This is a genomic window from Cupriavidus sp. 05T41, assembly GCF_056396525.1.
The window spans coordinates 1-23,073 of the sequence record NZ_JBFTLQ010000084.1; the positions used below are offsets into that span (position 1 = coordinate 1).

At 67.4% G+C, this 23,073-nt stretch carries 22 protein-coding genes; 10 read left to right on the top strand and 12 right to left on the bottom strand.

The annotated features are described in order from the left end of the window. Positions 1-500: ATP-binding protein (locus AC1DKV_RS33010; RefSeq protein ID WP_477138969.1), on the top strand; the 500-nt coding region annotated here is incomplete at its 5' end. An 18-nt stretch (positions 501-518) separates the two neighbouring features. Here AC1DKV_RS33010 and AC1DKV_RS33015 read toward each other — a convergent pair. Then, a complete protein-coding gene (locus tag AC1DKV_RS33015; protein WP_477138970.1) occupies positions 519-1,538 on the bottom strand; it encodes a 2-oxoadipate dioxygenase/decarboxylase family protein in 1,020 nt (339 codons plus the stop codon). Between the two features lie 133 nt (positions 1,539-1,671). Here AC1DKV_RS33015 and AC1DKV_RS33020 point away from each other — a divergent pair, with 133 nt between their 5' ends. Next, positions 1,672-2,571: a LysR substrate-binding domain-containing protein gene (locus tag AC1DKV_RS33020; protein ID WP_477138971.1), complete on the top strand. Its 900-nt coding sequence runs from the start codon at positions 1,672-1,674 to the stop codon at positions 2,569-2,571. A gap of 26 nt (positions 2,572-2,597) precedes the next feature. On the opposite strand, the gene AC1DKV_RS33025 is transcribed toward AC1DKV_RS33020, so the two are convergent. Then, positions 2,598-3,095 (bottom strand): Mpo1 family 2-hydroxy fatty acid dioxygenase, encoded by a 498-nt coding sequence (locus AC1DKV_RS33025; protein WP_477138972.1) that lies wholly within the window; start codon positions 3,093-3,095, stop codon positions 2,598-2,600. A 155-nt stretch (positions 3,096-3,250) separates the two neighbouring features. Between AC1DKV_RS33025 and AC1DKV_RS33030 the strand changes: the two genes are divergently transcribed. Both AC1DKV_RS33030 and AC1DKV_RS33035 read left to right on the top strand, forming a co-directional pair. Beyond that, complete coding sequence (locus AC1DKV_RS33030) at positions 3,251-3,961, top strand: Crp/Fnr family transcriptional regulator (RefSeq protein ID WP_477138997.1); 711 nt, start codon at positions 3,251-3,253, stop codon at positions 3,959-3,961. Positions 3,962-3,998: 37 nt separating this feature from the next. Beyond that, positions 3,999-4,895: an arylamine N-acetyltransferase family protein gene (locus AC1DKV_RS33035; protein ID WP_477138973.1), complete on the top strand. Its 897-nt coding sequence runs from the start codon at positions 3,999-4,001 to the stop codon at positions 4,893-4,895. An 11-nt stretch (positions 4,896-4,906) separates the two neighbouring features. On the opposite strand, the gene AC1DKV_RS33040 is transcribed toward AC1DKV_RS33035, so the two are convergent. After that, positions 4,907-5,680 carry a TraB/GumN family protein gene (locus AC1DKV_RS33040; RefSeq protein WP_441615185.1) on the bottom strand — a complete coding sequence of 258 codons (774 nt, stop codon included), beginning with the start codon at positions 5,678-5,680 and terminating at the stop codon, positions 4,907-4,909. A 311-nt stretch (positions 5,681-5,991) separates the two neighbouring features. Between AC1DKV_RS33040 and AC1DKV_RS33045 the strand changes: the two genes are divergently transcribed. The 3 genes from AC1DKV_RS33045 (at position 5,992) to AC1DKV_RS33055 (ending at position 9,548) form a co-directional block, all read left to right on the top strand. Next, positions 5,992-6,756, top strand: a complete 765-nt coding sequence (locus AC1DKV_RS33045) for an SDR family oxidoreductase (RefSeq protein WP_477138974.1) — start codon at positions 5,992-5,994, stop codon at positions 6,754-6,756. Between the two features lie 159 nt (positions 6,757-6,915). After that, complete coding sequence (locus AC1DKV_RS33050; protein WP_477138975.1) at positions 6,916-8,679, top strand: class I adenylate-forming enzyme family protein; 1,764 nt, start codon at positions 6,916-6,918, stop codon at positions 8,677-8,679. A 32-nt stretch (positions 8,680-8,711) separates the two neighbouring features. After that, positions 8,712-9,548, top strand: a complete 837-nt coding sequence (locus tag AC1DKV_RS33055) for an acid phosphatase (RefSeq protein ID WP_477138976.1) — start codon at positions 8,712-8,714, stop codon at positions 9,546-9,548. A 33-nt stretch (positions 9,549-9,581) separates the two neighbouring features. Here the strand turns inward: AC1DKV_RS33055 and AC1DKV_RS33060 are convergent, their stop codons facing one another. The 4 genes from AC1DKV_RS33060 to AC1DKV_RS33075 form a co-directional block, all read right to left on the bottom strand. Next, on the bottom strand, positions 9,582-10,340 hold the full coding sequence (locus tag AC1DKV_RS33060) for an SDR family oxidoreductase (protein ID WP_441615177.1): 759 nt from the start codon (positions 10,338-10,340) through the stop codon (positions 9,582-9,584). A gap of 108 nt (positions 10,341-10,448) precedes the next feature. Next, positions 10,449-10,940 carry a CreA family protein gene (locus tag AC1DKV_RS33065; RefSeq protein WP_441615418.1) on the bottom strand — a complete coding sequence of 164 codons (492 nt, stop codon included), beginning with the start codon at positions 10,938-10,940 and terminating at the stop codon, positions 10,449-10,451. Positions 10,941-10,965: 25 nt separating this feature from the next. Next, positions 10,966-11,451, bottom strand: a complete 486-nt coding sequence (locus AC1DKV_RS33070) for an acyl-CoA thioesterase (protein ID WP_477138977.1) — start codon at positions 11,449-11,451, stop codon at positions 10,966-10,968. A gap of 197 nt (positions 11,452-11,648) precedes the next feature. Continuing rightward, a complete protein-coding gene (locus tag AC1DKV_RS33075; protein ID WP_020202816.1) occupies positions 11,649-11,930 on the bottom strand; it encodes an HU family DNA-binding protein in 282 nt (93 codons plus the stop codon). Positions 11,931-12,707: 777 nt separating this feature from the next. On the opposite strand from AC1DKV_RS33075, the gene AC1DKV_RS33080 reads away from it, so the two are divergent. Both AC1DKV_RS33080 and AC1DKV_RS33085 read left to right on the top strand, forming a co-directional pair. Next, on the top strand, positions 12,708-13,910 hold the full coding sequence (locus AC1DKV_RS33080; RefSeq protein ID WP_477138978.1) for an ammonium transporter: 1,203 nt from the start codon (positions 12,708-12,710) through the stop codon (positions 13,908-13,910). Between the two features lie 221 nt (positions 13,911-14,131). After that, entirely contained in the window at positions 14,132-14,971 is an 840-nt protein-coding gene (locus AC1DKV_RS33085) for a mechanosensitive ion channel family protein (RefSeq protein WP_441615171.1), read from the top strand. 25 nt (positions 14,972-14,996) lie between these two features. Here the strand turns inward: AC1DKV_RS33085 and AC1DKV_RS33090 are convergent, their stop codons facing one another. Then, a complete protein-coding gene (locus AC1DKV_RS33090; RefSeq protein ID WP_477138979.1) occupies positions 14,997-16,217 on the bottom strand; it encodes a Bcr/CflA family multidrug efflux MFS transporter in 1,221 nt (406 codons plus the stop codon). A 294-nt stretch (positions 16,218-16,511) separates the two neighbouring features. Here AC1DKV_RS33090 and AC1DKV_RS33095 point away from each other — a divergent pair, with 294 nt between their 5' ends. Then, the gene (locus AC1DKV_RS33095; protein WP_477138980.1) at positions 16,512-17,099 is read left to right on the top strand and encodes a hypothetical protein; all 588 of its coding nucleotides are present in this window, start codon (positions 16,512-16,514) and stop codon (positions 17,097-17,099) included. A gap of 83 nt (positions 17,100-17,182) precedes the next feature. On the opposite strand, the gene mdoH is transcribed toward AC1DKV_RS33095, so the two are convergent. The 4 genes from mdoH to AC1DKV_RS33115 form a co-directional block, all read right to left on the bottom strand. Next, positions 17,183-19,738 (bottom strand): glucans biosynthesis glucosyltransferase MdoH, encoded by a 2,556-nt coding sequence (mdoH, locus tag AC1DKV_RS33100; protein WP_477138981.1) that lies wholly within the window; start codon positions 19,736-19,738, stop codon positions 17,183-17,185. Next, positions 19,711-21,294: a glucan biosynthesis protein G gene (locus tag AC1DKV_RS33105; protein ID WP_477138982.1), complete on the bottom strand. Its 1,584-nt coding sequence runs from the start codon at positions 21,292-21,294 to the stop codon at positions 19,711-19,713. Before AC1DKV_RS33105 ends, mdoH begins: the two co-directional genes overlap by 28 nt. A gap of 828 nt (positions 21,295-22,122) precedes the next feature. Further along, positions 22,123-22,317, bottom strand: coding sequence for a hypothetical protein (locus tag AC1DKV_RS33110; protein WP_441615162.1), 195 nt, complete (start codon positions 22,315-22,317; stop codon positions 22,123-22,125). 166 nt (positions 22,318-22,483) lie between these two features. Continuing rightward, positions 22,484-23,008 (bottom strand): surface-adhesin E family protein, encoded by a 525-nt coding sequence (locus tag AC1DKV_RS33115; RefSeq protein WP_477138983.1) that lies wholly within the window; start codon positions 23,006-23,008, stop codon positions 22,484-22,486. Positions 23,009-23,073: the final 65 nt, after the last annotated feature.

A 23,073-nucleotide genomic window follows, 5' to 3' on the forward strand; every position in this document is an offset into this window, starting at 1 on the left:
TGCGCCGCCAGGTAGACCGTCACCTGGCGCGCGCCCGCGCGGCTGGCGCCGCCAGCGCGCGCGGGGCGCGCATCGAGGCCGGCCCGGCCACGGCCGAACTGGCGCGCGCACTGACCCGCCTGCACGCCGGGCGCGAGATTGCCATCGAAGTACAAGGCAGCGGGCACTTCGCCGGCGACCGCCAGGATCTGATCGAGATCCTCGGCAACCTGCTCGACAACGCCTGTCAGTGGGCCACCTCGCGCGTGCGCGTCACGCTGGCGGAGCGCGCCGGCATGCTGGACGTGGTGGTGGAAGACGATGGCCCCGGCATGCCGGAGCAAGCCCGCGAACTGGCCACGGCCCGCTTTGGCCGACTGGACGAAGCCGCCGCGGGCAGCGGCCTGGGGCTGGCCATCGTCAGCGAGATGGCCGCCCTCTACGAAGGCGGGCTGGAACTGGGCCGCAGCGAACTGGGCGGCCTGCTGGCCCGCCTCAGGCTGCCGGCGGGCCAGGCCTGAGGCKGGCGCGTACCGGGCTCAGCAGGCCGCGGTCATCTTGAAGATGCCCTGCGCGTTGCCGGCATCGAAGGACAGGTCCAGCGTGGCCGCGGCGCTTGCCGTGGCGGGCACGACATCGCGCGTGATGAACTCGTAGAACGAGCCCGGCACGGTGCGCCCGACCCGCACGCCGTCCGCGCCGACGAAGCCGCGCTCCACCGGGTCAGCCTTGAACGCGGTCTGCAGCACGCGGCCCGAGCGCGAGACCTCCACCGMATCCTTGATGGGACGACCCAGCTCGCGCTGCGTATCGGCCACGGCGCGCACGTCGGCCACGCGGTCGGTGGCGTGGTTAAAGGCGTTGCCCTCGGTGGAAATCMAGGCCATCTCGGCCGATTCCTTGAGCAGCAGCTCGTAGTCGGCCAGCGCAGGTTCGGCGTGGTGGCGCGCGAAGCACGCCGCAAGCTGCGGCACCAGGCGCGCGGCGTCGGCCAGCGGCAGGCAGGCGTCGCGCTCGAGCACGGCGAGCTGCACCACGGCGTCCTCGCCGAGCGGGTCGGCGGAATCGGATACCACGCGCGACACGGCAGCCTGGAACCCTGCGCTGAAACGCTCCGGGTGCAGTTCGCTGAGGAAGTACTGGGCGATATCGTCCGGCAGGTCGGCGTGCGCGTAGGAACGGCCGGTCATGCCGATACGGTCCAGCGGATAAGTGCCGTTGAGACGGTAGCCCAGCGGGCCCAGGATGCGGGTAAAGGCAATCTCGCCGCCCGGCAGGCGGCCGCAATCCCATTTCACCGTGCGCAGCGCGCCGTGGTCGAACACCACCTGGCCACCGGCCTTGATCACGTCGCGGGTATAGGCCATGCCGGTCGGCACGCGCTCCAGGATATCGGCGAACAGCACCATATTGAGGGCCTGCGCCACTTCGGCGCGGCTGGCGGTATCGCTGCCTGCCGTCAGCAACTCCGGCGAAACATTCATCAATTGCAGTAACTCGGCTGCCTGTGCTTCACCGCAGATGGTCTCGAGAAGTCGTTGCAGATTCGGCTTGGTCATGGTCGATACGCTGGAAATCGTTTGTTTTCGGGGGATGGAGGGAGCACGTAGCTTCMCGGCGGGCTTATTGTGAGACCGCGCCGGACTTCGTACAATTGATAACTTCGCACCAACTTCCTTCCAAAAACGCACTATGCGCAAAGGCATTCCMAGTCTCACCGCACTGCAGATGTTCGAGGCCGCGGCACGGCTGGGCAGCTTCACGCGCGCAGCCGACGAGCTCGCGGTGACCGAAAGCGCCGTGTGCCGGCAGATCGCCGGGCTGGAAGCGCGCCTTGGCGTGCCGCTGTTCCACCGCATCCGCAAGCGCATCGTGCTGACGCCGGCCGGCGGCACCTACGCCGAGGAAGTGCGCGAGCKGCTGGACCAGATCGAGCAGGTCACGCTGGATGTGATGGCGCAGCGCCCGCGCGGGCGCGCCATCGAGCTGGCGATCGGGCCCACCTTCGCCAGCCAGTGGCTGATCCCGCGCCTGCCGCAACTGGCGCGCGCGCTCCCCKACCTCACGCTGCACCTGTCGGCGCGCACCGAGGCGTTCGAACTCAGCGATACCGCCTTCGATGCGGCGATCTACTACGGCGAGGGATTGTGGCCTGGCACCGAAGGCGAGCGCATCCTGCAGGAAGGCCCTTCGGTGCCGGTGTGCAGCCCGGCGCTGCTGGGGCGTCGCAAGCGGCTGGAGCTGGCGCAGATGCTGGAGCTGCCGCTACTGCACCTGACCACCCGCCTGCGCGCGTGGGACGACTGGCTGGCAGCGGCGGGCGCGGCCTTGCCGGCGCAGGCCATGCGCGGCCCACGCTATKACCTCTACACCATGCTGGCGCAGGCGGCGGCGGCCGGGGTCGGCGTGGCCCTGATACCGCGCATCCTGATTGCAGAAGAACTGGCTCAGGGGCGCCTGGTGGTACCGCTGGCCACGCTGCCGGCGGAAGCCGACAGCCGCAAGGCCTATTACCTTGCGCACCGGCGCGGGCTGGCGCCCGACGACAAGGTCCTGCAATTGCGCGACTGGCTGCTGGCGCAAGCCGTCTAGGCAGCTACGGGCACGTCGGCCCAGCCTCAGTGCGCATGGGCGCTGACCGCCTCGCGCGTATCGCGCGCCAGGCCCATGGCAAAGGCCACCTCGGCAACCAGGAAGAGCGGCCCCACCAGCAGGCCGGCCAGGTCGTCGACGAAGGCGGGCTTGCGCCCTTCGTAATAGTGGCCGATGAACTGGATCACCCAGCCCACCACGAACAAGCCGACGCCCCAGGCCAGCCAGGCGCCGGTGGACAGCGCCGCCAGCAGGCCGCMGACATAGACGAAGCCCGCCAGGATCAGCGTCATCGCCACGCCGAAGCCGGCCGACAGGCGCAGATAGAACAGGCACGACAGCGCGTACACCACCATCGCCGGCGTCAGGTAGCCCGCGCCGTCGCCCAGCGGCATGGCGGGGCGCGCCAGCAAGGTGGTGACCGCCAGGACGATCATGGGAATACCGATAAAATGCGTGAATACATTGCGCGGGTCGCGGTGATACGCCGCGTACGCCGCGAGGTGGTCGATCAGTGTTTTCACGGGGGTCTCCTGCCGGCGTGGGGGCTGCCGCTGCTTGTGACGCGGCTCGATGTGGCGGTATGGTATCGGGCAGCAAAACGCCGGTCTGTCGGGTTTTTGACACTCCCGTACCGACTGGGAGCGGCAGCACGCATAAGACGACACAGGAGACGATGATGGGCGTAACGCAACGTACGCAGCAGGCGCCGGCACCCGAGCCGCTGCACGTGCTGCGCGCGGGAAGCTGGTTCGCGGGCCTGCCGCCGGCCATGCAGGAAGCCTTGCTGCGCGACGCCGTCACCCGCAGGCTGTCCGCCGGACAGSTGTTGTTCGTGCGCGGCGACGCCTTCGACGGCATCTTCGTCGTGCTTTCCGGCACGCTGCAGATCGACGCCCACAGCGCCGCGGGCAAGGCGGCCCTGCTCGGCCTGCTGGAACCCGGCGCCTGGTTCGGCGAGATCTGCCTGTTCGACGGCCTGGCGCGCACCCATGATGCGCATGCCACGAGCGCCGCCACCGTGCTGCACCTGCAGCGCGACAAGCTCTACGCCATGCTGGCGCAGCATCCGCAATGGTGGCGCGAGTTCGGCAAGCTGCTGGCGGCCAAGACGCGCGAGGCCTTTCATTACGTGGAAGAAACCCAGGTATTGCCGCCGCTGGCGCGCACCGCGCGCCGGCTGGTGGCGATGGCGCAGGCCTACGGCGACCTGCCCGGGGTAGAGCGCCGCTCCGTCCACATTCCGCAGGAACAGCTCGGCCAGATGCTCGGACTGTCGCGCCAKACCGTCAACCACGCGTTGCGCGAGCTGGAGGCGCGCGGGATGCTGCGGCTGCATTACGCCGACATCGAGCTGCTCGACGTGCCGGCGCTGCTGGCATTGTCCTGATGCGCGGCCGAGGCCGGCGCCAACATATCGAGTCACCATGACCGCAGCAGACACACTGAACACGCCGGACGCACCAGATGCGCTGGACGCGACCCGCCTGCAAGCCTATCTCGACCGCATCGGCCACCCGCTGCCGGCGGCGGCCGACCGCGCTGCACTGGACAGCCTGATCGCAGCACACCTGGCGCGCATCCCCTTCGAGAATATCGACGTGCTGCTGCAGCGCCCGGTCCGGATCGGCGTCGACGCGGTCTTCGACAAGCTGGTCGGGCGGCGCCGCGGCGGCTACTGCTTCGAGCACAACACCCTGCTGGCGGCGGCGCTGCGCGCCCTTGGCTACGCCGTCACCCTGCTGGCGGCGCGCGTGCGCTGGAACGTGCCGGACGACGTGCCGACCATGCAGTCGCATATGCTGCTGCGCGTGGAGGCCGCGCACCTGAGCCATATCGTGGATGCGGGATTCGGTGGCCCCACGCCCTATCGCGCGCTGCCCCTGCCGCCCGCCGGCGATGCCGATCCGGCATTCCCCTACCGGCTGAATCTGGTCGACGATTCCGCCAGCGCCGCCTTCCACCTCTACGACATGGAAGTGCGCGGCGCGGACGGCTGGTTCCGTATCTACCGCTTCGACCTGTCGCCGCAGCAGGCCATCGATTACGAAGCGCGCAACTGGTACACCTCGACCCATCCGGACAGCCTTTTCCGCCAGGCACTGTGCGTGGCGCGCTCGCAGGTCGATACGCGGATGACGCTGCTGAACGACGAATTCGCCGTGCGCGCGACGGATGGCAGCGTCMACCGGCAGCGGCTGGATTCGCCTGACAAGATCATCGAGGTGCTGGCCGAGCGCTTCGGCCTTGCGCTGGAACACGCCGACGCGCAGGCGCTCAAGGCGATCCTGCCCGCGCTGCTGCAGGCGCAGCGCGCGGACTGAGCGGCTACCGCTCAGGCGCGCAAGGGCTGCACATCGAATCCCGCGTGCGCAAGCAGCGCCGGCAAGCCGGTCTCGCCGACCAGATGCAGGGCGCCGACCACCACCAGGGTCGGCTCACGGTCCGCGATCAGCGCCAGGATCTTTGGCATCCACAGCCGGTTGCGTTCGTCGACGAGGGCAGCGAGCGTGACCGGCCACTGCGCGCGGCGCTGCGCCAGCAGCGTTGCGAACGGCCCGGCCTGCCCCAGCCGCCACCAGCGCACCATGTCGACCGGCTCGGCGGCAGCCAGATCCGGCTGTCCGGCGAAGCATGAAAGCATGTCGACCTGTTCGTCCAGCGGGACGCCCTGCAGCAGGCGCAGTGCGTCGCTGGCATCCTCCAGCGCGTCGCTGGCAAGCCCGTCCGCCAGCGCGCGCGCCCACAGGTGGCGGTCCACGCCGTGCTGCGCGACGATACCGTGCCGCGCCGCCAGCGCGAACTGCAGGTGCATCGCCGCGAATACCGGGCGCAGGCGCTCCAGCTCGGCGACAGGCAGGCCGAAGCTCTCCCACAGCCTTCGCACCTGCTCGAGGACGGCGGGCGCAAGGTGCCGGCCGAGACTGTCCCCCGGCGGGAAATAGGCCGCACCGGCATCCGGCGCGCGATCCATCGCCACTTCGAAGACCACGCGCGCGGCCGAACGATAGGCCTGCTCGGCGGCCGGGTCCAGGGCCGATAGCGGCGCGTCGAGTACGTGGATGGCGCCGAGCAGCGTGACGCCGGTGTTCCTGACCTGCCAAAGCATAAAGCGTATACCCCTATGTCGKGACGGGCTGACTTGCCCGCCGCAGCGACGCCAGCATACCTTCTCCCGCAGTGCAGAACACCGTCATGCACCGCATGAATTGCCAAAAGAAAAAACACTGATAAGCCAGGGCGGCGGCCGATTTGCGTGTGGACTGGCCGGTGGCGCCCAACCATAATGTACCGGGCGGTAACATCGGGCAGTGCCTGGCGGCAAGCCGGTTGCGCCTGCCGCGCATTCCCTGATCCGATAGCACCCTTTACAAAACATCCAGTCCCGCTCGGCGAGGACATGGAAACCAGGAGACACGCATGTCATTGTTCGACCTGACCGGCAAGGTTGCCATCGTCACCGGCTCTTCTCGCGGCATCGGCCGCGCCATCGCGGAACAGATGGCGGTACAGGGCGCCAAGGTGGTGATTTCCTCGCGCAAGGCCGAAGCCTGCCAGGAAGTCGTCGACGCCATCAACGCCAAGCATGGCGCCGGCACCGCGATCGCCGTGCCGGCCAATATTTCCTCCAAGGAAGACCTGCAGCGCCTGGTCGACGAGACCAACCGCACCTTCGGCAAGGTCGACGTGCTGGTCTGCAATGCCGCCTCCAATCCCTACTACGGGCCCATGAGCGGCGTCACCKACGAGCAGTTCCGCAAGGTGCTGGACAACAACGTCATCTCCAACCACTGGCTGATCCAGATGGTGGCGCCGCAGATGATCGAGCGCCGCGACGGCTCCATCATCATCGTGTCGTCCATCGGCGGCCTGCGCGGCTCGCCCACCATCGGCGTGTACAACGTGTCGAAGGCAGCCGACTTCCAGCTCGCGCGCAACCTGGCGGTGGAATTCGGCCCGCACAATGTGCGCGTCAACTGCATCGCCCCGGGCCTGATCAGGACCGATTTCGCGCGCGCGCTGTGGGAAGACCCGGAGCGCTACAAGCAATCCACGCAGGGCGCCCCGCTGCGCCGCATCGGCGAGCCGGTGGAGATCGCCGGCGCCGCGGTGTTCCTGGCCTCCGCGGCCAGCACCTTCATGACCGGCCAGGCCATGGTGGTGGACGGCGGCGTGACGATCTGATCCGCGCGGGAACGCCCGTTCCCGCCTTGCGCGCTGCCCAAGCTGTTCCCGCTGTTCCCGCTGTTCCCATCCGGGCTCCCGCTCCCGGCGTGAGGCGCCTTCCCAGGCGCCGGTGCGCCCGGGCGGGGTCCATCCTGCCATGCAGTCAGGGAGGCACCGATGTCGAACCAATCGCAAGCAGCTACGTCCTGGCCGGCCATCAGCMTGGCCGAGGCGCATGCCCGCCTMACCGCGCCCGGCGCTCCATTCGAAACCGAGACGCGCGTCATCCGCGGCATTCCCACCACCGTCTTCAAGAACGCGCCGCCCACGCTGCGCGAGCTGTTCCTGCAAGCCTGCGCGCTGGGCGACAAGATCTTCGTGGTGTATGAGGACGAACGCGTGTCGTATGACGCGTTCGGCCGCGCCGCGCTGACCGTTGCTCACGCGCTGATCCGCGACGGCGTGCGCAAGGGCGACCGCGTGGCGCTGGCCATGCGCAACCTGCCGGAGTGGCCGGTGATCTTCTACGGCGCATTGCTGGCCGGCGCCATCATCACGCCGCTCAACGCATGGTGGACCGGCGCCGAGCTGGAATATGGCCTGGCCGATTCCGGCAGCAAGATTGCCTTCGTCGACGCCGAGCGCCTGGGCCGTATCCTGGAGCATTTGCCGGGCTGCCCCGCGGTCGAACGGATCTACGTCGGCCGTGCCGGCGGCGCCGCGCACGGCGACACGCACGGCGACACGCGTATCGCCGCGTTGGAGAGCCTGGTCGGCACCCCGGACCAGTGGGCTGGCCTGCCCGCGCTGCCCGTGCCGGACATCGGCATCGAGCCCGACGACGACGCCACCATTTTCTACACCTCCGGTACCACCGGCAAACCCAAGGGCGCGCTGGGTACTCACCGTAATTCGGCCACGGTGGCGGTAGCCGGCCTGTTCAGCCCGATCCGCAACTACCTGCGGCGCGGCGAAGCCATTCCCGCGCCGGATCCGGAGGCGCCGCAAAAAGGCATGCTGCTGGCGGTGCCCTTCTTTCACGTCACCGGCTGCATGGCGGTGCTCAATGGCGCGCTGGCCAACGGCACCAAGATCGTCCTGATGCGCCGCTGGGAACCGGTGCGCGCCATGGAACTGATCGAGCGCGAGCGCTGCACGGCCGCTGGCGGCGTACCCACCATCGCGTGGCAGATCATCGAGCATCCGGAGCGCGCGCGCTTCGACCTGTCCTCGCTCGAGAACATGAACTACGGCGGCGCGCCCGCCTCGGCCGAACTGGTCCGCCGCATCACCGAAGTGTTCCCGCATTCCGCGCCCGGCATCGGCTGGGGCATGACCGAGACCTCGGCCACCTTCACCAGCCATAGCGGGGAGGAATACGTGGCGCGGCCGGAAAGCGGCGGCCCGGCGCTGCCGATCGGCGAGATGAAGATCGTCGACGGACGCGGGCGCAGCCTGCCCGTCGGCGAGACCGGCGAGTTGATGGTGCGCGGGGCCAACGTGGTGCGCGGCTACTGGAACAAGCCCGAAGCCACCGCGCAGACATTCATCGACGGCTGGCTCAAGACGGGCGACATCGCGCGGCTTGACGACGATGGTTTCCTGTATATCGTCGACCGCATGAAGGACATGCTGATCCGTGGCGGCGAGAACATCTACTGCATCGAGGTCGAGAGCACGCTCTACGACCACCCGGCGGTGATGGACGCGGCGCTGGTCGGCATTGCCCACCGCACGCTGGGCGAGGAGCCGGCCGCMGTGGTCGCGCTCAAGCCCGGGGCCGAGGTCACGGAAGCGGAACTGCAGGCCTTCGTGGGCGAGCGGCTGGCCGCCTTCAAGGTGCCGGTGCGGATCGTGTTCTGCCCGGAGATGCTGCCGCGCAATGCCAATGGCAAGATATTGAAATCGACGCTGCGCAAGATGCTCGACGCCGCGGCCTGACAATCACGACCGCACCACGGGAGACCATGCCGATGCATCGCCATCCATCATCCACATGCCGCGCGGCGCTGCCGGTCCTGGCCGCCGCACTGCTCGCGGCCGGCTGTGCCGGCCAGGGCCAGGGCAGCGCTGCCGCCCCGGTGCCGGAGATCCGCCCGGGTATCCTGGCCGGCTACCTGCCGGCCGAGGCGCGCCCCGACAGCCTGCAGCTGGTGCCGCCGCCGCCCGCGCCGGGCTCCGCCGCCCAGGCAATGGACGACGAGACCGCCCGCGCCAGCGTGGCCCTGCGCGGCACCGCGCGCTGGCGCCAGGCCGCCGTCGACGCCAACMTCGGATTCCCCCGGGCAGCGCAGATCTTTTCCTGCGCGCTGGATGCGCCGGTGTCGCAGGAGCAGACGCCGCGGCTCTACCTGCTGCTGCGCCGCACACTGGCCGACGCAGGTCTGTCGACCTACGGCGTCAAGGACAAATACGTGCGGCCGCGACCGTTCATGGTCAACCACGAGCCAACCTGTACACCGGATGAAGAACCCAAGCTGGTCAAGGACGGTTCCTACCCGTCCGGGCACAACGCCATTGGCTGGGCGTGGGCGCTGATCCTGGCGGAGACTTCGCCGCAGCAGTCCGATGCCATCCTCGCGCGCGGCCTGGCGTACGGCCAGAGCCGGCTGGTCTGCAATGTGCACTGGCAAAGCGACGCCATGCAGGGCCGCATCATGGGCGCGGCCACCGTGGCGCGGTTGCATGCCGATMCGCTCTTCCGCGCCGACCTGGTCGCGGCCAAGGCAGAGCTTGCCGACGTCCGCGCCAGGGGACTCAAGCCCGCCGGCGACTGCGCGGCCGAGCGCGAGGCGCTGGGCGGCAAGTAGCCTGGCGGCAGGCCGTACCCTGGCCGGACGAGATCAGCCGCGCCCGACGAAGGGCATCTTGGTGGCCATCACGGTCATGAACTGCACGTTGGCGTCGAGCGGCAGGTTGGCCATGTGGACCACCGAGCTGGCCACGTGGGCCACATCCATCAGCGGTTCCGGCGCGATCTCGCCGTTGGCCTGCGGCACGCCGCGGGCCATGCGCGATGCCATGTCGGTAGCGGCGTTGCCGATGTCGATCTGGCCGCAGGCGATGTCGTAGGCGCGGCCRTCSAGCGASAGGCTCTTGGTCAGSCCSGTGATGGCGTGCTTSGTMGCCGTRTASGGCACCGTGTTSGGSCGCGGCGCGTGCGCGGAGATGGAGCCGTTGTTGATGATGCGGCCGCCGCGCGGGCTCTGCGACTTCATCAGCGCGAAAGCGGCGCGCGAGCACAGGAACACCCCGGTGAGGTTGGTGTTGACCACGGCCAGCCACTGCTCCACCGACAGCTCGTCGATGGATACCGCCGGCGCGTTGATGCCGGCRTTGTTGAACAGCACGTCGAGSCGGCCGAATTCCTCGCGAATCTTCCCGAACAGCCCGTCCACCGATGCCGGATCGCTCACGTCGCACTGCACMGCCAGCGCCGTATGGCCCGCGGCGCGCGCCTGCGCGGCCAGGACTTCMAGCGGCTCGGCGGTACGGCCGGCAAACACCACGCGGTAGCCCGCCAACAGCAGCGCCTGGGCCACTGCCTTGCCGATGCCGCGGGCCGCGCCCGTCACCAGTGCAACCTTGCCTTGCTCACTCATGCTGTTCTCCGAAAAAATAATGGGATCTGCCACGGGCTGGCTGGCGTGCCCGGTCGGCGGGATAGGAATGCTTGCCGGCGGTAAGCGGGGGATGTGTTCGTCGGGCGCCTATTTGACTGGGATCGGCGTGTCCGCCGCCACCGGCACCGCCGTCACGCTGTTCTGAGGGCTGCCGGAAACGATGCGGTCGGAATACGTCAGGTAGACCAGCGTGTTGCGCTTGCGGTCGACCGTGCGCACCACGTGCAGGGCCTTGAACAGGATCGACATGCGCTCGGAGAACACATTGTCCTGCTGGCGCAGCGGGCCCTTGAAGCTGATCGGCCCGACCTGGCGGCAGGCGATCGACGCCTCGGGCGGGTCTTCCGCCATGCCGAGCGAGCCCTTGATGCCCCCGGTACGCGCGCGGGAAACGTAGCAGGTCACGCCCTGCACCTCCGGGTCGTCATAGGCTTCGATCACCACCTTGTCCGAGCCCGTCATGCGGAAGTTCGTGCTGACGCTGCCGATTTCCTCGGCATGCGCCGCCGGCAGGGCCAGCAGCGCCGCCAGCAAGACCGGCACGGCCAGCGCAACGCGGCCCGCCAGGCGGGTCGTCATGGTACGCACGCCGGCTCCCTCCACCTCAGGACACCGCGCCGGTGATTTCGTCATGGCGCTTTTCCATTTCCTGGCGCAGCTGGCGGCGCAGCTGCGCGGCGGCGAAGCGCTGGCGCTCCACCTCGTCGCGCGGCTGCAGCGGCGGGACTTCGGCCGGCGCACCATTGTCGTCTACCGCCACCATGGTGAAGTAACAGCTATTGGTATGGCGCACCAGCTTGCTGCGGATGTTCTCGGTGATGACCTTGATGCCGATTTCCATGGAGCTGCGGCCGGTAAAGTTGAYCGCCGACAGGAAGGTCACCAGTTCGCCCACATGGATGGGCTGGCGGAACACCACCTGGTCGACCGAGAGCGTCACCACATAGCGCCCGGCGTAGCGGCTGGCGCAGGCGTACGCGACCATGTCGAGGTACTTGAGGATGGTGCCGCCGTGCACGTTGCCGGAGAAGTTGGCCATGTCCGGTGTCATCAACACGGTCATGGAAAGCTGGTGGGACAGGTCATTCATGATGAAAATCCGGGTTTTCGAAACTGCCGGGCGGATCMGCGAAGGCCAGCCGGAGGGCCKGCGCCGACGATCGGCAGTGTAACCCGGAACGGCCGCCGCGCCGTGCCTGGAGGCGCCCCGGACAGCCGGCCGGGACAATAAAAAAGCGGCCTTCGAGGCCGCCTTCTCATTTCAATGGCGCTGCAGACGCGAACTGCTTACTTCTTCTTGTTCACAGCGTCCTTGAAGCCTTGGCCGGCGGAAAACTTGACCGTCTTGGCGGCCGGAATCTTGATGGTCTCGCCGGTGCGCGGATTGCGGCCGGTGCGCGCAGCGCGCTTGCCCGAGCCGAAGCTGCCGAAACCCACCAGCGTTACCGAATCACCCTTGGCAACCGCCTTCTTAATGTTGTCCAGAGCAGCATTCAGCGCGCGCTCTGCTGCAGCATTGCTCAGTTCCGCGTCAGCGGCGATGGCAGATACCAGTTCACCTTTATTCATGGCTGATTTCCCTTGTTGGTCGTCGTCATCGGAGTGTCTGCCACGCGGCAAATCACCGATCGGCGCAGTCTAATCTGCGCTTTACGCATTGGGCAATCCCCAGTGGCACCAATGCAACGAAAAAAGCCGCAAATCCTTGAGTCAAGCGCCTTTGCGGGGAATTTACCCCCCCTTTTCCGGGCTTTCAAATGCGGCTGCTGGCGGTATCGGGAAATCGAACATGCGTACGCGCGCAGGACCGCGATGCCCCGCGGCGATCCTGGCATTTGCCGACACCCGCGGCCAACGGCAAAGCGCCGCTCTGTGCGCATGCACGACGGAGGGTTCAGAACATTCTCTGCGTCTTGCGCCCGCGATTTCGCTAGTCGATTGCGCTAGTCGATTGCGCTAGTCGATTGCGTTAGTCGATTGCGCTTGTGATTCGGCCTGCGATTCGGCTTGCGATTGCGCCGGCCATTGCGCCGGCCATCCTGCTMGCCAGCTTTTTGCACCAATATGGTAACACCGCTCTTTTTGGTGCATACAAAGTGAGATGTTTCGCCCCAAAACAAGGCATTGCCTCATATTGGCGCAAGCAGAACGCGCGGCGCGGGCGCACGCCGCCGTGTCATCCGCCGCTTCCCGGCTGCACGCTCGCCGGGGCGCGTGGGCTCCGGGCAGGCCGCGCGCGACAATCCGGTGCGTGATCCACCAACTCGGTGCAATTTTCGCACCGTCCTGGCTCAAACTGGAACGGATWTTGCATACYMGTGCTCCCATTTTGAGCATGAGGAATGTATGGACAATTGGAAGAGCGGCACCGACGCCCTGTTCATCCTGCTGGGGGCGATCATGGTGCTTGCCATGCATGCGGGCTTTGCCTTTCTTGAGCTAGGCACCGTACGCAAGAAGAACCAGGTCAATGCACTGGTCAAGATCCTGGTGGATTTTGCGATTTCCACGATCGCCTATTTCTTTATCGGCTATACGGTAGCTTATGGGGTCGAATTTCTCGCCAGCGCCCAGACGCTGGCGCAAAGAAGCGGTTATGAGCTGGTGAAATTCTTCTTCCTGGCGACATTCGCCGCGRCCATCCCGGCGATTATCTCGGGCGGCATCGCGGAGCGTTCGCGCTTCAATCCCCAACTGGTGGCGACCTTCGTCCTGGTCGGCCTGGTCTACCCCTTCTTCKAAGGCATCGCCTGGAACAACCGCTTCGGCGTGCAGGACTGGATCGCCTCGGTCGCCGGCGCGCCCTTCCACGACTTCGCCGGCTCCGTCGTGGTCCATGCCATGGGCGGCTGGATCGCGTTGCCGGCCATCCTGCTGCTCGGCGCGCGCCGCGGCCGCTACCAGAAAKATGGCCGCATCAGCGCACACCCGCCCTCCAATATCCCGTTCCTGGCGCTGGGCGCGTGGGTGCTGGCGGTGGGCTGGTTCGGCTTCAACGTCATGAGCGCGCAGACCGTCGACAAGATCAGCGGACTGGTCGCCATCAACTCCCTGATGGCCATGGCCGGCGGCACGCTRGCCGCCTGGGCGGCCGGCCGCAACGATCCCGGCTTCGCCTATAACGGGCCGCTCGCCGGGCTGGTGGCGGTGTGCGCGGGCTCGGATCTGATGCACCCGCTGGGCGCGCTGGTGACCGGCGGCGTGGCCGGCGTGCTGTTCGTCTATCTGTTTACGCTGGCCCAGAACAAATGGCACATCGACGATGTGCTGGGCGTGTGGCCGCTGCACGGCCTGTGCGGCGCGTGGGGCGGCATTGCCGCCGGCATCTTCGGTGCGCAGGCGCTGGGCGGCATCGGCGGGGTTTCGCTGGGCGCGCAGGCGATCGGCACCCTGCTGGGCATTGTCATCGCCCTCGTGGGTGGCACCGTGGTCTATGGCACRCTGAAGAAGGTGGTCGGCATCCGGCTGGATGCCGAATCCGAATACAACGGCGCCGACCTGTCCCTGCATCGCATCTCGGCCACGCCGGAGCGCGAAACCAACTGGTAGATCGACGCGGCAAGGCAGCCGCCTGCCGCTCCCGCCGCTCCCGCCGCGGCACGCCGGGCCAGCCAGGCCCGCCGTGCCGCGCGATTTTGTGCTTGAACTTCCGCTCGCGGCAAAGCAATAATGCCTTGACCGCCCCCGCGTCACGCCCTCGCCGCGCCCGGGCATCCGCTGCATGATGTTCGTTGCTTGTGAACCTGCAAGAGCCAGCAAGGGAGAACGCGATGGATGCCACAACGCTGCAGAAGCTCCAGGATGTCGTGGTCGCCTATGCGACCGAATTCGGGGTCAAGATCCTTGCCGCCCTCGCCTTCTGGGTGATCGGCCGCTGGCTGATCCATGTCGTGGTACGCCTGGTCCAGGGCTCGTTGTCCAAGCAGAAGGTCGATCCGACGCTGCTGCGCTATGTCGGATCCATCGTCACGGTCACGCTGAACGTGGTGCTGGTGATCGGCATCCTCGGCTATTTCGGCATCCAGACCACCACCTTCGCCGCGCTGATCGCAGCGGCCGGCATCGCCGTCGGGATGGCGTGGTCGGGGCTGATGGCCAATTTTGCCGCGGGCGCTTTCCTGGTGGTGCTGCGGCCATTCAAGGTGGGCGATTTCGTCACGGTGGCCGGGGTGACAGGCACTGTCAGGGAGATCGGCCTGTTCGCCACCACCATGGACACGCCCGACAACGTGCTGACGGTGGTCGGCAACAACAAGATCTTCGCCGACACCATCCAGAACTTCAGCGCCAACGCCTACCGTCGTGTMGAGCTGAAGGCCCAGCTGTCCGGCAGCACCGATACGGCYGCTGCCATTGCCCTGCTCAAGGAACGCATCGCCGCGTTGCCGAACGTGCTGGCCGAACCCGCGCCCGACGTCGAGATCCTCGAGTTCACCCTGGTGGGGCCGGTCCTGGCCGTGCGCCCCTACTGCCATACCGATCACTACTGGCAGGTGTATTTCGACACCAACCGCCTCATGCGCGAGTGCTTTGGCGAGGCGGGCTACGCCGCGCCGATGCCGGCCCAGCTGGTGGTCCTGCAGCAAGGCAGCAGCAACGCCGCAGCCTGACCGTGCTCCGGCACGCTGGCGCGGCTCACGCGTGGCGCTGCGCCTGCATGCCGGCGCGCCCGACCATGCGCATGCCCACGGCCCCGACGCCGCATACGGCCATGACCACCGCGAGCGGCAGCGCGCTGCCATCGCGCCAGAGGCTGACCGCGGCGCCGGCGAGCGTGCCCAGCGAAAACTGCAGCGTGCCCATCATCGCGGAGGCCGTGCCGGCCCGGTGCCCTTGCTGGGCCATGGCGAGCGCCGAGGCATTCGGCAGGATGCAGCCCAGGCTGGCGATAAACACGAAAAAGCCCGCCAGGAGCACCGGCAGCGATGCCATGCCCGCCAGCGCCGCCGCGGCCAGCAGCACGCCAGCCGCGCACGGCGCCACCAGCGCGGCACGCAGCACGTGGTCGAKCGGGCGGGTGCGCGCCAGGCKCGCATTGAGCTGCGACATTGCGATCAGGCCCAGCGCATTGGCACCAAACACGAAGCCGTAATGAGAGGGCGCGATGCCATGCAACTCGATCAGCACGAACGGCGACCCCGCGATATACGCGAACATGCCAGCCTGCCCGCAGCCGGCCGACAGCGAATAGCCCACGAAGCTGCGGTMGCGCAGCAACTGGGCGTAGTTGGAAAGCACATGCCCGAGGCGCAGCGGCATGGCGCTGGCGTGGTCGAGCGATTCCTCCATATAGCGGTGGACCACCAGCAGGATCGCCAGGCTGCTGCCGCAGAGCAGCCAGAAKATGGCGCGCCAGCCGAACGCCCCGAGCACGGCGCCGCCGATGACCGGCGCCAGGATCGGCGCCAGGCCCATGACCAGCATCAGCGAGGAAAAGGCCCGCGCGGATTCATGGGCTTCGAGCCGGTCGCGGATGACCGCGCGCGCCATCACCATGCCGGCGCAGCCGCCCAGCGCMTGCAGGAAGCGCCACAGCATCAGCGCTTCGACATCCCGCGCGAGGGCGCAGCCGGCCGCCGCGGCAGCGTACACCAGCAGCCCGACGTAGAGCGGCGGCTTGCGGCCGAAGCKATCGCTGATCGGACCATAGAAGGCCTGCCCCACTGCCAGCCCGACCAGGAACGTGCCCAGCGTCAGCTGCACGCGGCCGATGTCCACGCCGAGATCGCCCGCCAGCGCGGGGAAACTCGGCAAGTACATATCGATGGACAGCGGCGCCAGTGCTGTCAGCGAAGCGCATACCAGGAGCCAGAGTGGAAAACGCGCGGACTGGGGTGCKCGGGTGGAACGGGTCATCSGGACATCCAGAGGAACTAGCAAGCGCGCCGGCAGCGGCAGGGCCAGGGGCAAGCGAGACACGCAAGGCGAGGCGAAAGACGTAATTGTTGCATACCGTAACAAGCTGCGTATTCGGCGCGGCAAGCGTGGATGATGCGGGCCCGCGCCCGCGGTTCGCGGGGTGCCGCTTTCAACGCCAGCGGGGCCAAGGGTACAATGCCACCCTGTCGGCCGCCCGGGGCGGACGGTCAAGCAGCCCGACGCACCGCGGAAGCCCGCTCACCGGCACGGTTTCCGGCAACGTTTTCCTGCATGAGAACAAGATACGCTCTGCTTTCCGCTTTACTGACCCTGGCTGCCGGCGCGGGCAGCTTGCCGTGCGCGCACGCGGCCCCAGCTCCGGTGCCGGCGCCGGCCAAGGCCGCCGTGTMGGCCGCGTCCGCCCCGGCGGCGCCTGACGAGGCCGAAGCGCTGGCGCAGATGCTCAAGGGCGCGGCCACCGGCCAGAACACCGGCGCGKCCGGCGTGCCCGAACTGCTGCGCAACACGGCGCGCCCGGACAATATCCTGGCGCGCGCCTGCCGCCAGCTCAACGACGCGCTGCCCATCGAGATCGACGGCGAAACACGCCTGCGCCGCTGCCAGTCGGTGCCCGGCAAACACGTACTCTTTCAGCTGGAACTCACCAAGTACCGCGGCCCGATGCTGGATCTCGCCAGCTTCGAGCTCAGCTATGCCGCGCCGTTGCAGCGCAATATCTGCGCCAATCGCGACGTGGAAATCCTGACTAAGCTGGGCGTGAGCATGATGTTCCGCTACATGACCCGCAACGAACGCAGCGAACGCCGCGTGGGCGACGTCTATATCAACTCCCCGATCTGCGCCTCGGCATTGCGCTAGGCGACGCTCCTCTCCCCCCGAATCCGCGGAGCAAAAAAAACCGGCACCCCGCAGGGTGCCGGCATGCCAGGGCGTGCGATGAATCAGGCCAGGCGCGGCCGCAGCGGCACCACATTGGCCGCGCGCCGCGGCAGGATGCGCGTTTCCTTCCAGCGCGCGTGCGCCAGCGCGGATCCCCATACCAGCTCATGCAGCCTGGCCAGCGCGAACGGATCGCCCAGCAACAAGTGCTTCTGCGCGGCGCTGAGTTCGTCGGGGCCGCCCGTCAGGGCCTGCTGCACCAGCGCGGCACGCTCGCTCTTGGTGGCTTCCGGCTGGATCAGGCGGGACGTGGCCGTGGCACACATCAGCGCATTGGTGACCGGGTCGACCACGGCATCGATAAAGGCCGGCGGCTCGCCGGCGGCTTCGACGTGCTCCTGCATCGCCACCATCTCACKCGGCGGCCTGGCTTCCTCGGGCGTGACGAACAGCCTGGCGCGGCGCAGCGCGCGGCCGAGCGACACGCGCGACAGCAGCACGGACAGCGGGATCGAGAACGCCAGCGCGCCGACGATCGGCAACAGCCACCAGACGAAGTTCGGATCCAGCCACAGCACCAGCCCGCCCCATGCGAGGCCGAGCAAGGTATGCAGGCCGTGACGGCGGAATGCCTCGCCCCAGGTGGTTTCGGCATCTTCGCGCGGGGGCGACTTCCACGTAATGCCCCAGCMGCTGTAGGCCGCCACCACGAACTTGGTATGGAACAGCATGCGTACCGGCGCCAGCAAGGCCGACATCAGCACCTCGATCAGCATCGACAGCACCAGCCGCACCGGCCCGCCATAGTTGCGCGCATCTTTCATCAGCAGCACGATGCTTGCCACCTTGGGCAGGAACAGCAGCGTGGCGGTGGCYGAGAACAGCGCGAGCGCCTTCTCCGGATGCCACTCCGGCCAGGTCGGKAACAACTGGTACTGCTGGGTGAAATACTCGGGCGGCACCAGCGCGTGCTTGGCCAGCATGATGGTCGACAGCACCAGGAACAAGAACCACAGCGGCGCCGAGAGGTAGGCCATCACGCCGGTGAGGAATACCGCGCGGTGCACTGCGTGGAAGCCCTGCTTCATCCACAGGCGGAAGTTCATCAGGTTGCCCTGGCACCAGCGGCGGTCGCGCTTGACCTCGTCGAGCAGATTGGGTGGCAGCTCCTCGTAGGAGCCTTCCAGGTCGTACGCGATCCATACCCCCCAGCCAGCGCGGCGCATCAGCGCGGCTTCGACGAAATCGTGCGAAAGGATCTCGCCCGCCAGCGGCCCCTTGCCCGGCAGCGGCGCCAGCGCGCAATGCTCCATGAAGGGCTGGATGCGGATGATGGCGTTGTGGCCCCAGTAATGCGACTCGCCAAGCTGCCAGTAGTGCAGGCCGGCGGTAAACAGCGGACCGTATACGCGCGTGGAGAATTGCTGCACGCGCGCATACATGGTCTCGCGCCCCACCGCGAGCGGGGCAGTCTGGATGATGCCCGCGCCCGGGTTGCTTTCCATCAGCTTGACCAGCGTGCTCAGGCACTCGCCGCTCATCACGCTGTCGGCGTCGAGCACCACCATATAACGGTAGGCGCTGCCCCAGCGCCGGCAGAAGTCCGCCACGTTGCCGGTCTTGCGCTTGACGCGGTGACGGCGCCAGCGATAGAAGATCCGGCCGAAGCCATTGACCGCGCGGCAGGTTTCCATCCACGCGTCGGTCTCCGCGGCGCGCAGGTCGGGGTTGCCGCTGTCCGACAGCACGAAGAAATCGAAGCGCGCCAGCTCGCCGGTGCGCTCCATCGATTCATAGGTGGCGCGCAGGCCGGCGAACACGCGGTTCACGTCCTCGTTGCAGATCGGCATGATGACCGCGGTGCGCGCCTCCTCGGCGATCGGGCCCGCCTGCGCCGCCGAGCGCGAGATCAGGTGGCGGTCGCCGCCCTTGGCCAGCACCAGGAAGCCCATCATGGCGGTCCAGAAGCCGGCCGACACCCACGAGAACAGGATGGCGAAGAGCGCCAGCACGGCGATCTCCAGCGGGTCGGTGCCGTGGTATGGCAGCACCTTCGTCATGAAATACGTCGCCAGCGCGGTCTGCCCGGTGACCAGGCCGAGCAACACCCAGCGGCGGTGCGCACCGGCGGGGTGCCACTTGCCTTCGGCATCGGGGCCGTCATGCAGGGTGTCCCAGGTTTCCGGCACCGGCGGGCGGCCGAGCATGCGGCGGCCCAGGTTGCGCAGGAAACCGGTGACGATATGCGGCGGCCATGCGCGCGGCACCATCGAGGCACGCTCGGGCGCCGGGCCCGTATCGATATGCACGGTGCCGTCGTCATGGCGCTGGATCAGCGGTTCGCCGGCGGCCTGCGGCGCGCCGTAGGCGAGATTGAGGCGGCGCCCGACCGATGCGTAGGCGGTGCCGCCAGCCGGCGGCTGAGCGCCGTCCCTGGCGGTGAGTTGGCGTTGCAGCAAGTTCATGGCCGACTCCGTGTCGGCGCTGTCGCTGACCGTAATGTTGTTAAGCAGCTCGCGGCGCTGGTCTGGCGAGACCGGCACGCGATCGAGATAGCGCTCGCATGCCGCCGCCGGGGCGGCGCGCCGCTTCAGCCTGGGGGTAAGATGTAGCTCCACGTCTCGGATAGGGTTGTATTGCCGTTGCGAAGATAKCCGCGCAATTCGACCGGCTTGTTCTCGTCCTTGCGACGCACGATCATCGTCATGCGCCAGCMGCCGGTTGCATCATTGCGCTGCGTCGAAGTGTTCAGCAGCTCCCCGTTGCTGTCGGCCGAGATCACCGGATCGATGCGGGTGTCGGCGGCCAGTTTCTTGAAGGCAGGGCCTTCGAAATCGACGACCAGCGAAAAACTGGTGTCGTCCTGCTTGCGGCTCAGGCCCTGGCCTCGCCGCGTTTGTGTCACCCACGACAGCGGCGGCAGTTTTTCGCCGTCCTTCTGCCACAGCAGGCGGTACTCGAAATCGAAAGGTTGCCTGGGCTTGGGCGGGTTGTCGGGCACCCAGTAGGCCACGATGTTGTCATTGGTCTCGTCGGGCGTAGGGATCTGCACCAGCTCCACCCGGCCCGAGCCCCAGTTGCCCTTGGGCTCGACCCAAGCGCTCGGGCGCCGCTCGTACCATGCGCCGATCTCCTGGTAGCTGCTGAATTCGCGGTCGCGCTGCATCAGCCCGAAGCCCTGCGGATTGGTGGCGGCAAACGATGTCACCAGCAAACGCTTGGGATTGCCCAGCGGGCGCCACACCCATTCGCCGGTGCCGAGCTGCACCGAGAGGCCGTCGGAGTCATGCACCTCGGGCCGGTAGTCGGGCACCGGCGAGGGCTGGTTCTCGCCGAACAGGAACATGCTGGTCAGCGGCGCCAGGCCGAGCTTGGTGACGTTCTCGCGCAGAAACAGCCGCGACTTCACCTCCATCGCGGTCTCCGCGCCCGGGCGGATGACGATGCGGTAGGCGCCGCTCATGCGGCGCGAATCCATCAGCGCGTAGATGGTCAACTGCTTGTCAGCCGGCGACGGKCGCTCGATCCAGTACTCGACGAAGCGCGGAAACTCCTCGCCCGAGTTGAGCGCAGTGTCCACCGCCAGCCCGCGTGCCGACAGGCCGTACCACTGGTCCTTGCCGAGCGCGCGGAAATAGCTCGCGCCGAGGAAGGACACCACTTCGTCCTTGCCCTTGGCCTGGTTCAGCGGATACAGCACGCGAAAGCCAGCGAAGCCGAGCGTCTTGAGCTTGGCGGCGTCGACCTTGTGCGGACCATAGTTGAACGCTGCAGGATCGAAGCGGATCTCGCGCGCGCTGCCACTGACCACCTCGTTGATGCGCACCGGCTGGTCGAACACCGTGCCTTCATGGAAGAAGGACAGCTCGAAAGGCAGCTTGGCATTGCGCCACTGAAAGCGCTCGGGCTTGTACTCGATCTCGCGATAGCGCTCGTAGGACAGCTCGCGCAACTCGCGCGGCAGGTTTTGCGCCGGTGCCTTGTAAGGGCTCGCGGCCAGCTGGTGTGCCCGCGCCGCCACGGTCTCGAAATCGAACGCATGCGCGGCCACCGCGCAGACTGCCAGCATGCCACCGCACAACCACCTGCCCAGGCGCGCGGCGCGTGCGCTGGCAAGCGCCGGCTGGCGGCGTGGGGCGTTTGCGGAGATCGGCAAGGTAGCGTTATCGGACATGGATGCCATTGGCAGGCGGGGTTGGAGGCAACGGCAGGACAAGGGTCCGCAGCAAGAGGCGGACCATCGTTCAGCCAGGCGACAAAAAGGCGGTGATCGCAACGATGCGCGGCAGTTTCGGTGAGCCGCTTGCGCAAACCCGGACGGGCTCGCGGCGCAACATTTCGCTAATGTCTTAGCAACGTAACAGGTTTGTTGCAATGCGCAATAGGACCTTAACAATTCGAGTCTTCAAAGTCACGTTTCGATCACGCAACGTTTGCAACAAATTGAAACCCCAGTCTGCTCAAAGCCGCATTCCACATGGCCTCCCGCCCCGCGCATCACATCGGATCCGTACTCGCGAAGCGTCCGCACCCGGATCCGGGCGCAACGGCGCGCGAAGGACGCCCGATGGTCTTTGCAGGCTGTGGCCTGGGTCATGGCAGAGCGGGAAAACAACTCGACACGCGGGCGCCACGCGCAGCCCGGCATGTCGTGCAGAGATGCGAGCGGAACCCKAAACTGCAACGCTAGGATATGGATTCGGCTTCGTCAACACGCGCCACGATGCCCCGAAAGAGCGCATGGCGCACCTCGGGCGTTCGTGCAGTGCACCGTCCGGCGAGAGGCACGCAAAAAAAAGAGAGGCCGTAGCCTCTCGATGGATTTTCGCCTCGGCGCCAGTCCCCCCGGATGGCATATCGCCACTGGGCACCGGTACCCGCGCATACGCGGCAACGCGCCGGAACGGCACGGCATGGCGGACGCGGGCGGCGCGGCGAACTATTGCGGCAGCAGGCACGCGCCTGAGCGTGCCCGCTGCCTGTCGCCTCTCACTGATGGCGCTCAGGCGCCTTTATTCATCATCTTGTCGGTATCGGACGGCGCATGGTTCTTCTTCTTTTTGGCCGGCTTCTTGGACATCTTGTCCGAGCTTGCCGCCGGCTTGTCACCGGCCGCGGGCGCGGCCGGCGCCGAAGCCTGGGCATAGGCACCCGCACCGAACATGGCCAGCGTCAACATCACGATCCACTTCTTCATGTCAGCCTCCTGGTCCGCTGTAAAAGAAGCCTGCCTGCGGCCGTGGTGGCTTTGGGCTGATGCGCTTCGTCACTACCAGCAACGGGACAGGGAAGCGATGGGTTGACGCGCCGTCCCGCCTATCGACATTGCGACGCAGCATGCAGCGCGCGGGGCGACAGCGCGCCTAATGGCAGAGGCGGCTCAGCAGTTMGCCGGCAATGGTGCCGCCTGCGGCAGACTGGGGCATGCCGGCCTGTGGCGCGCTGATGGTATAGAGCGACTCGCCGCGCGCGTAGCGCTTCGGATAGAGGGTCTGCTCGACCACGGCATACATGGAAGTCGCACAGTTGAAGATCATGCGCTTGAGCGAAGAACGGATCKGCTCGCCGCTGGCGGTGCGGATCACCCCGGCCGGCGCATTGCGCATGACAGCCACGCCGACTTCGGCGCCACGGCGGCGCACCGAAGTCTTGTCGAAATAGGAAACCACCCCGTTGGCGCCCATCAGCGGCAGCCAGCGCTGCGGATCGGGCGCGGCGGGATCGGGTGCGGCCAACACCGAGCAGCCTTCGCGCGGCGTGGAACGGAACACGGTGCCGCCGTTGCTACCCTGGCATTGATACAGGCCCGCGGCGGCGGGCCGCGCYGGTGGACKGCTCGGCGTGGACGGCAACGCAGAAGCTGCTGGCCGCGAGCACGACAACAGCATGAAAAGCGGCGCGCAAGGACATGGACGGACCCTCGTTTGGACCAAAAAAACAGGCCGCATTGTCG

Coding starts and splice junctions, on each gene's coding strand:
- AC1DKV_RS33040 (WP_441615185.1), bottom strand. CDS start 5,680: ATGCTTTGGCAGGTCAGGAACACCGGCGTCACGCTGCTCGGCGCCATC.
- AC1DKV_RS33065 (WP_441615418.1), bottom strand. CDS start 10,940: ATGACGACCCGCCTGGCGGGCCGCGTTGCGCTGGCCGTGCCGGTCTTG.
- AC1DKV_RS33075 (WP_020202816.1), bottom strand. CDS start 11,930: ATGAATAAAGGTGAACTGGTATCTGCCATCGCCGCTGACGCGGAACTG.
- AC1DKV_RS33110 (WP_441615162.1), bottom strand. CDS start 22,317: ATGAAGAAGTGGATCGTGATGTTGACGCTGGCCATGTTCGGTGCGGGT.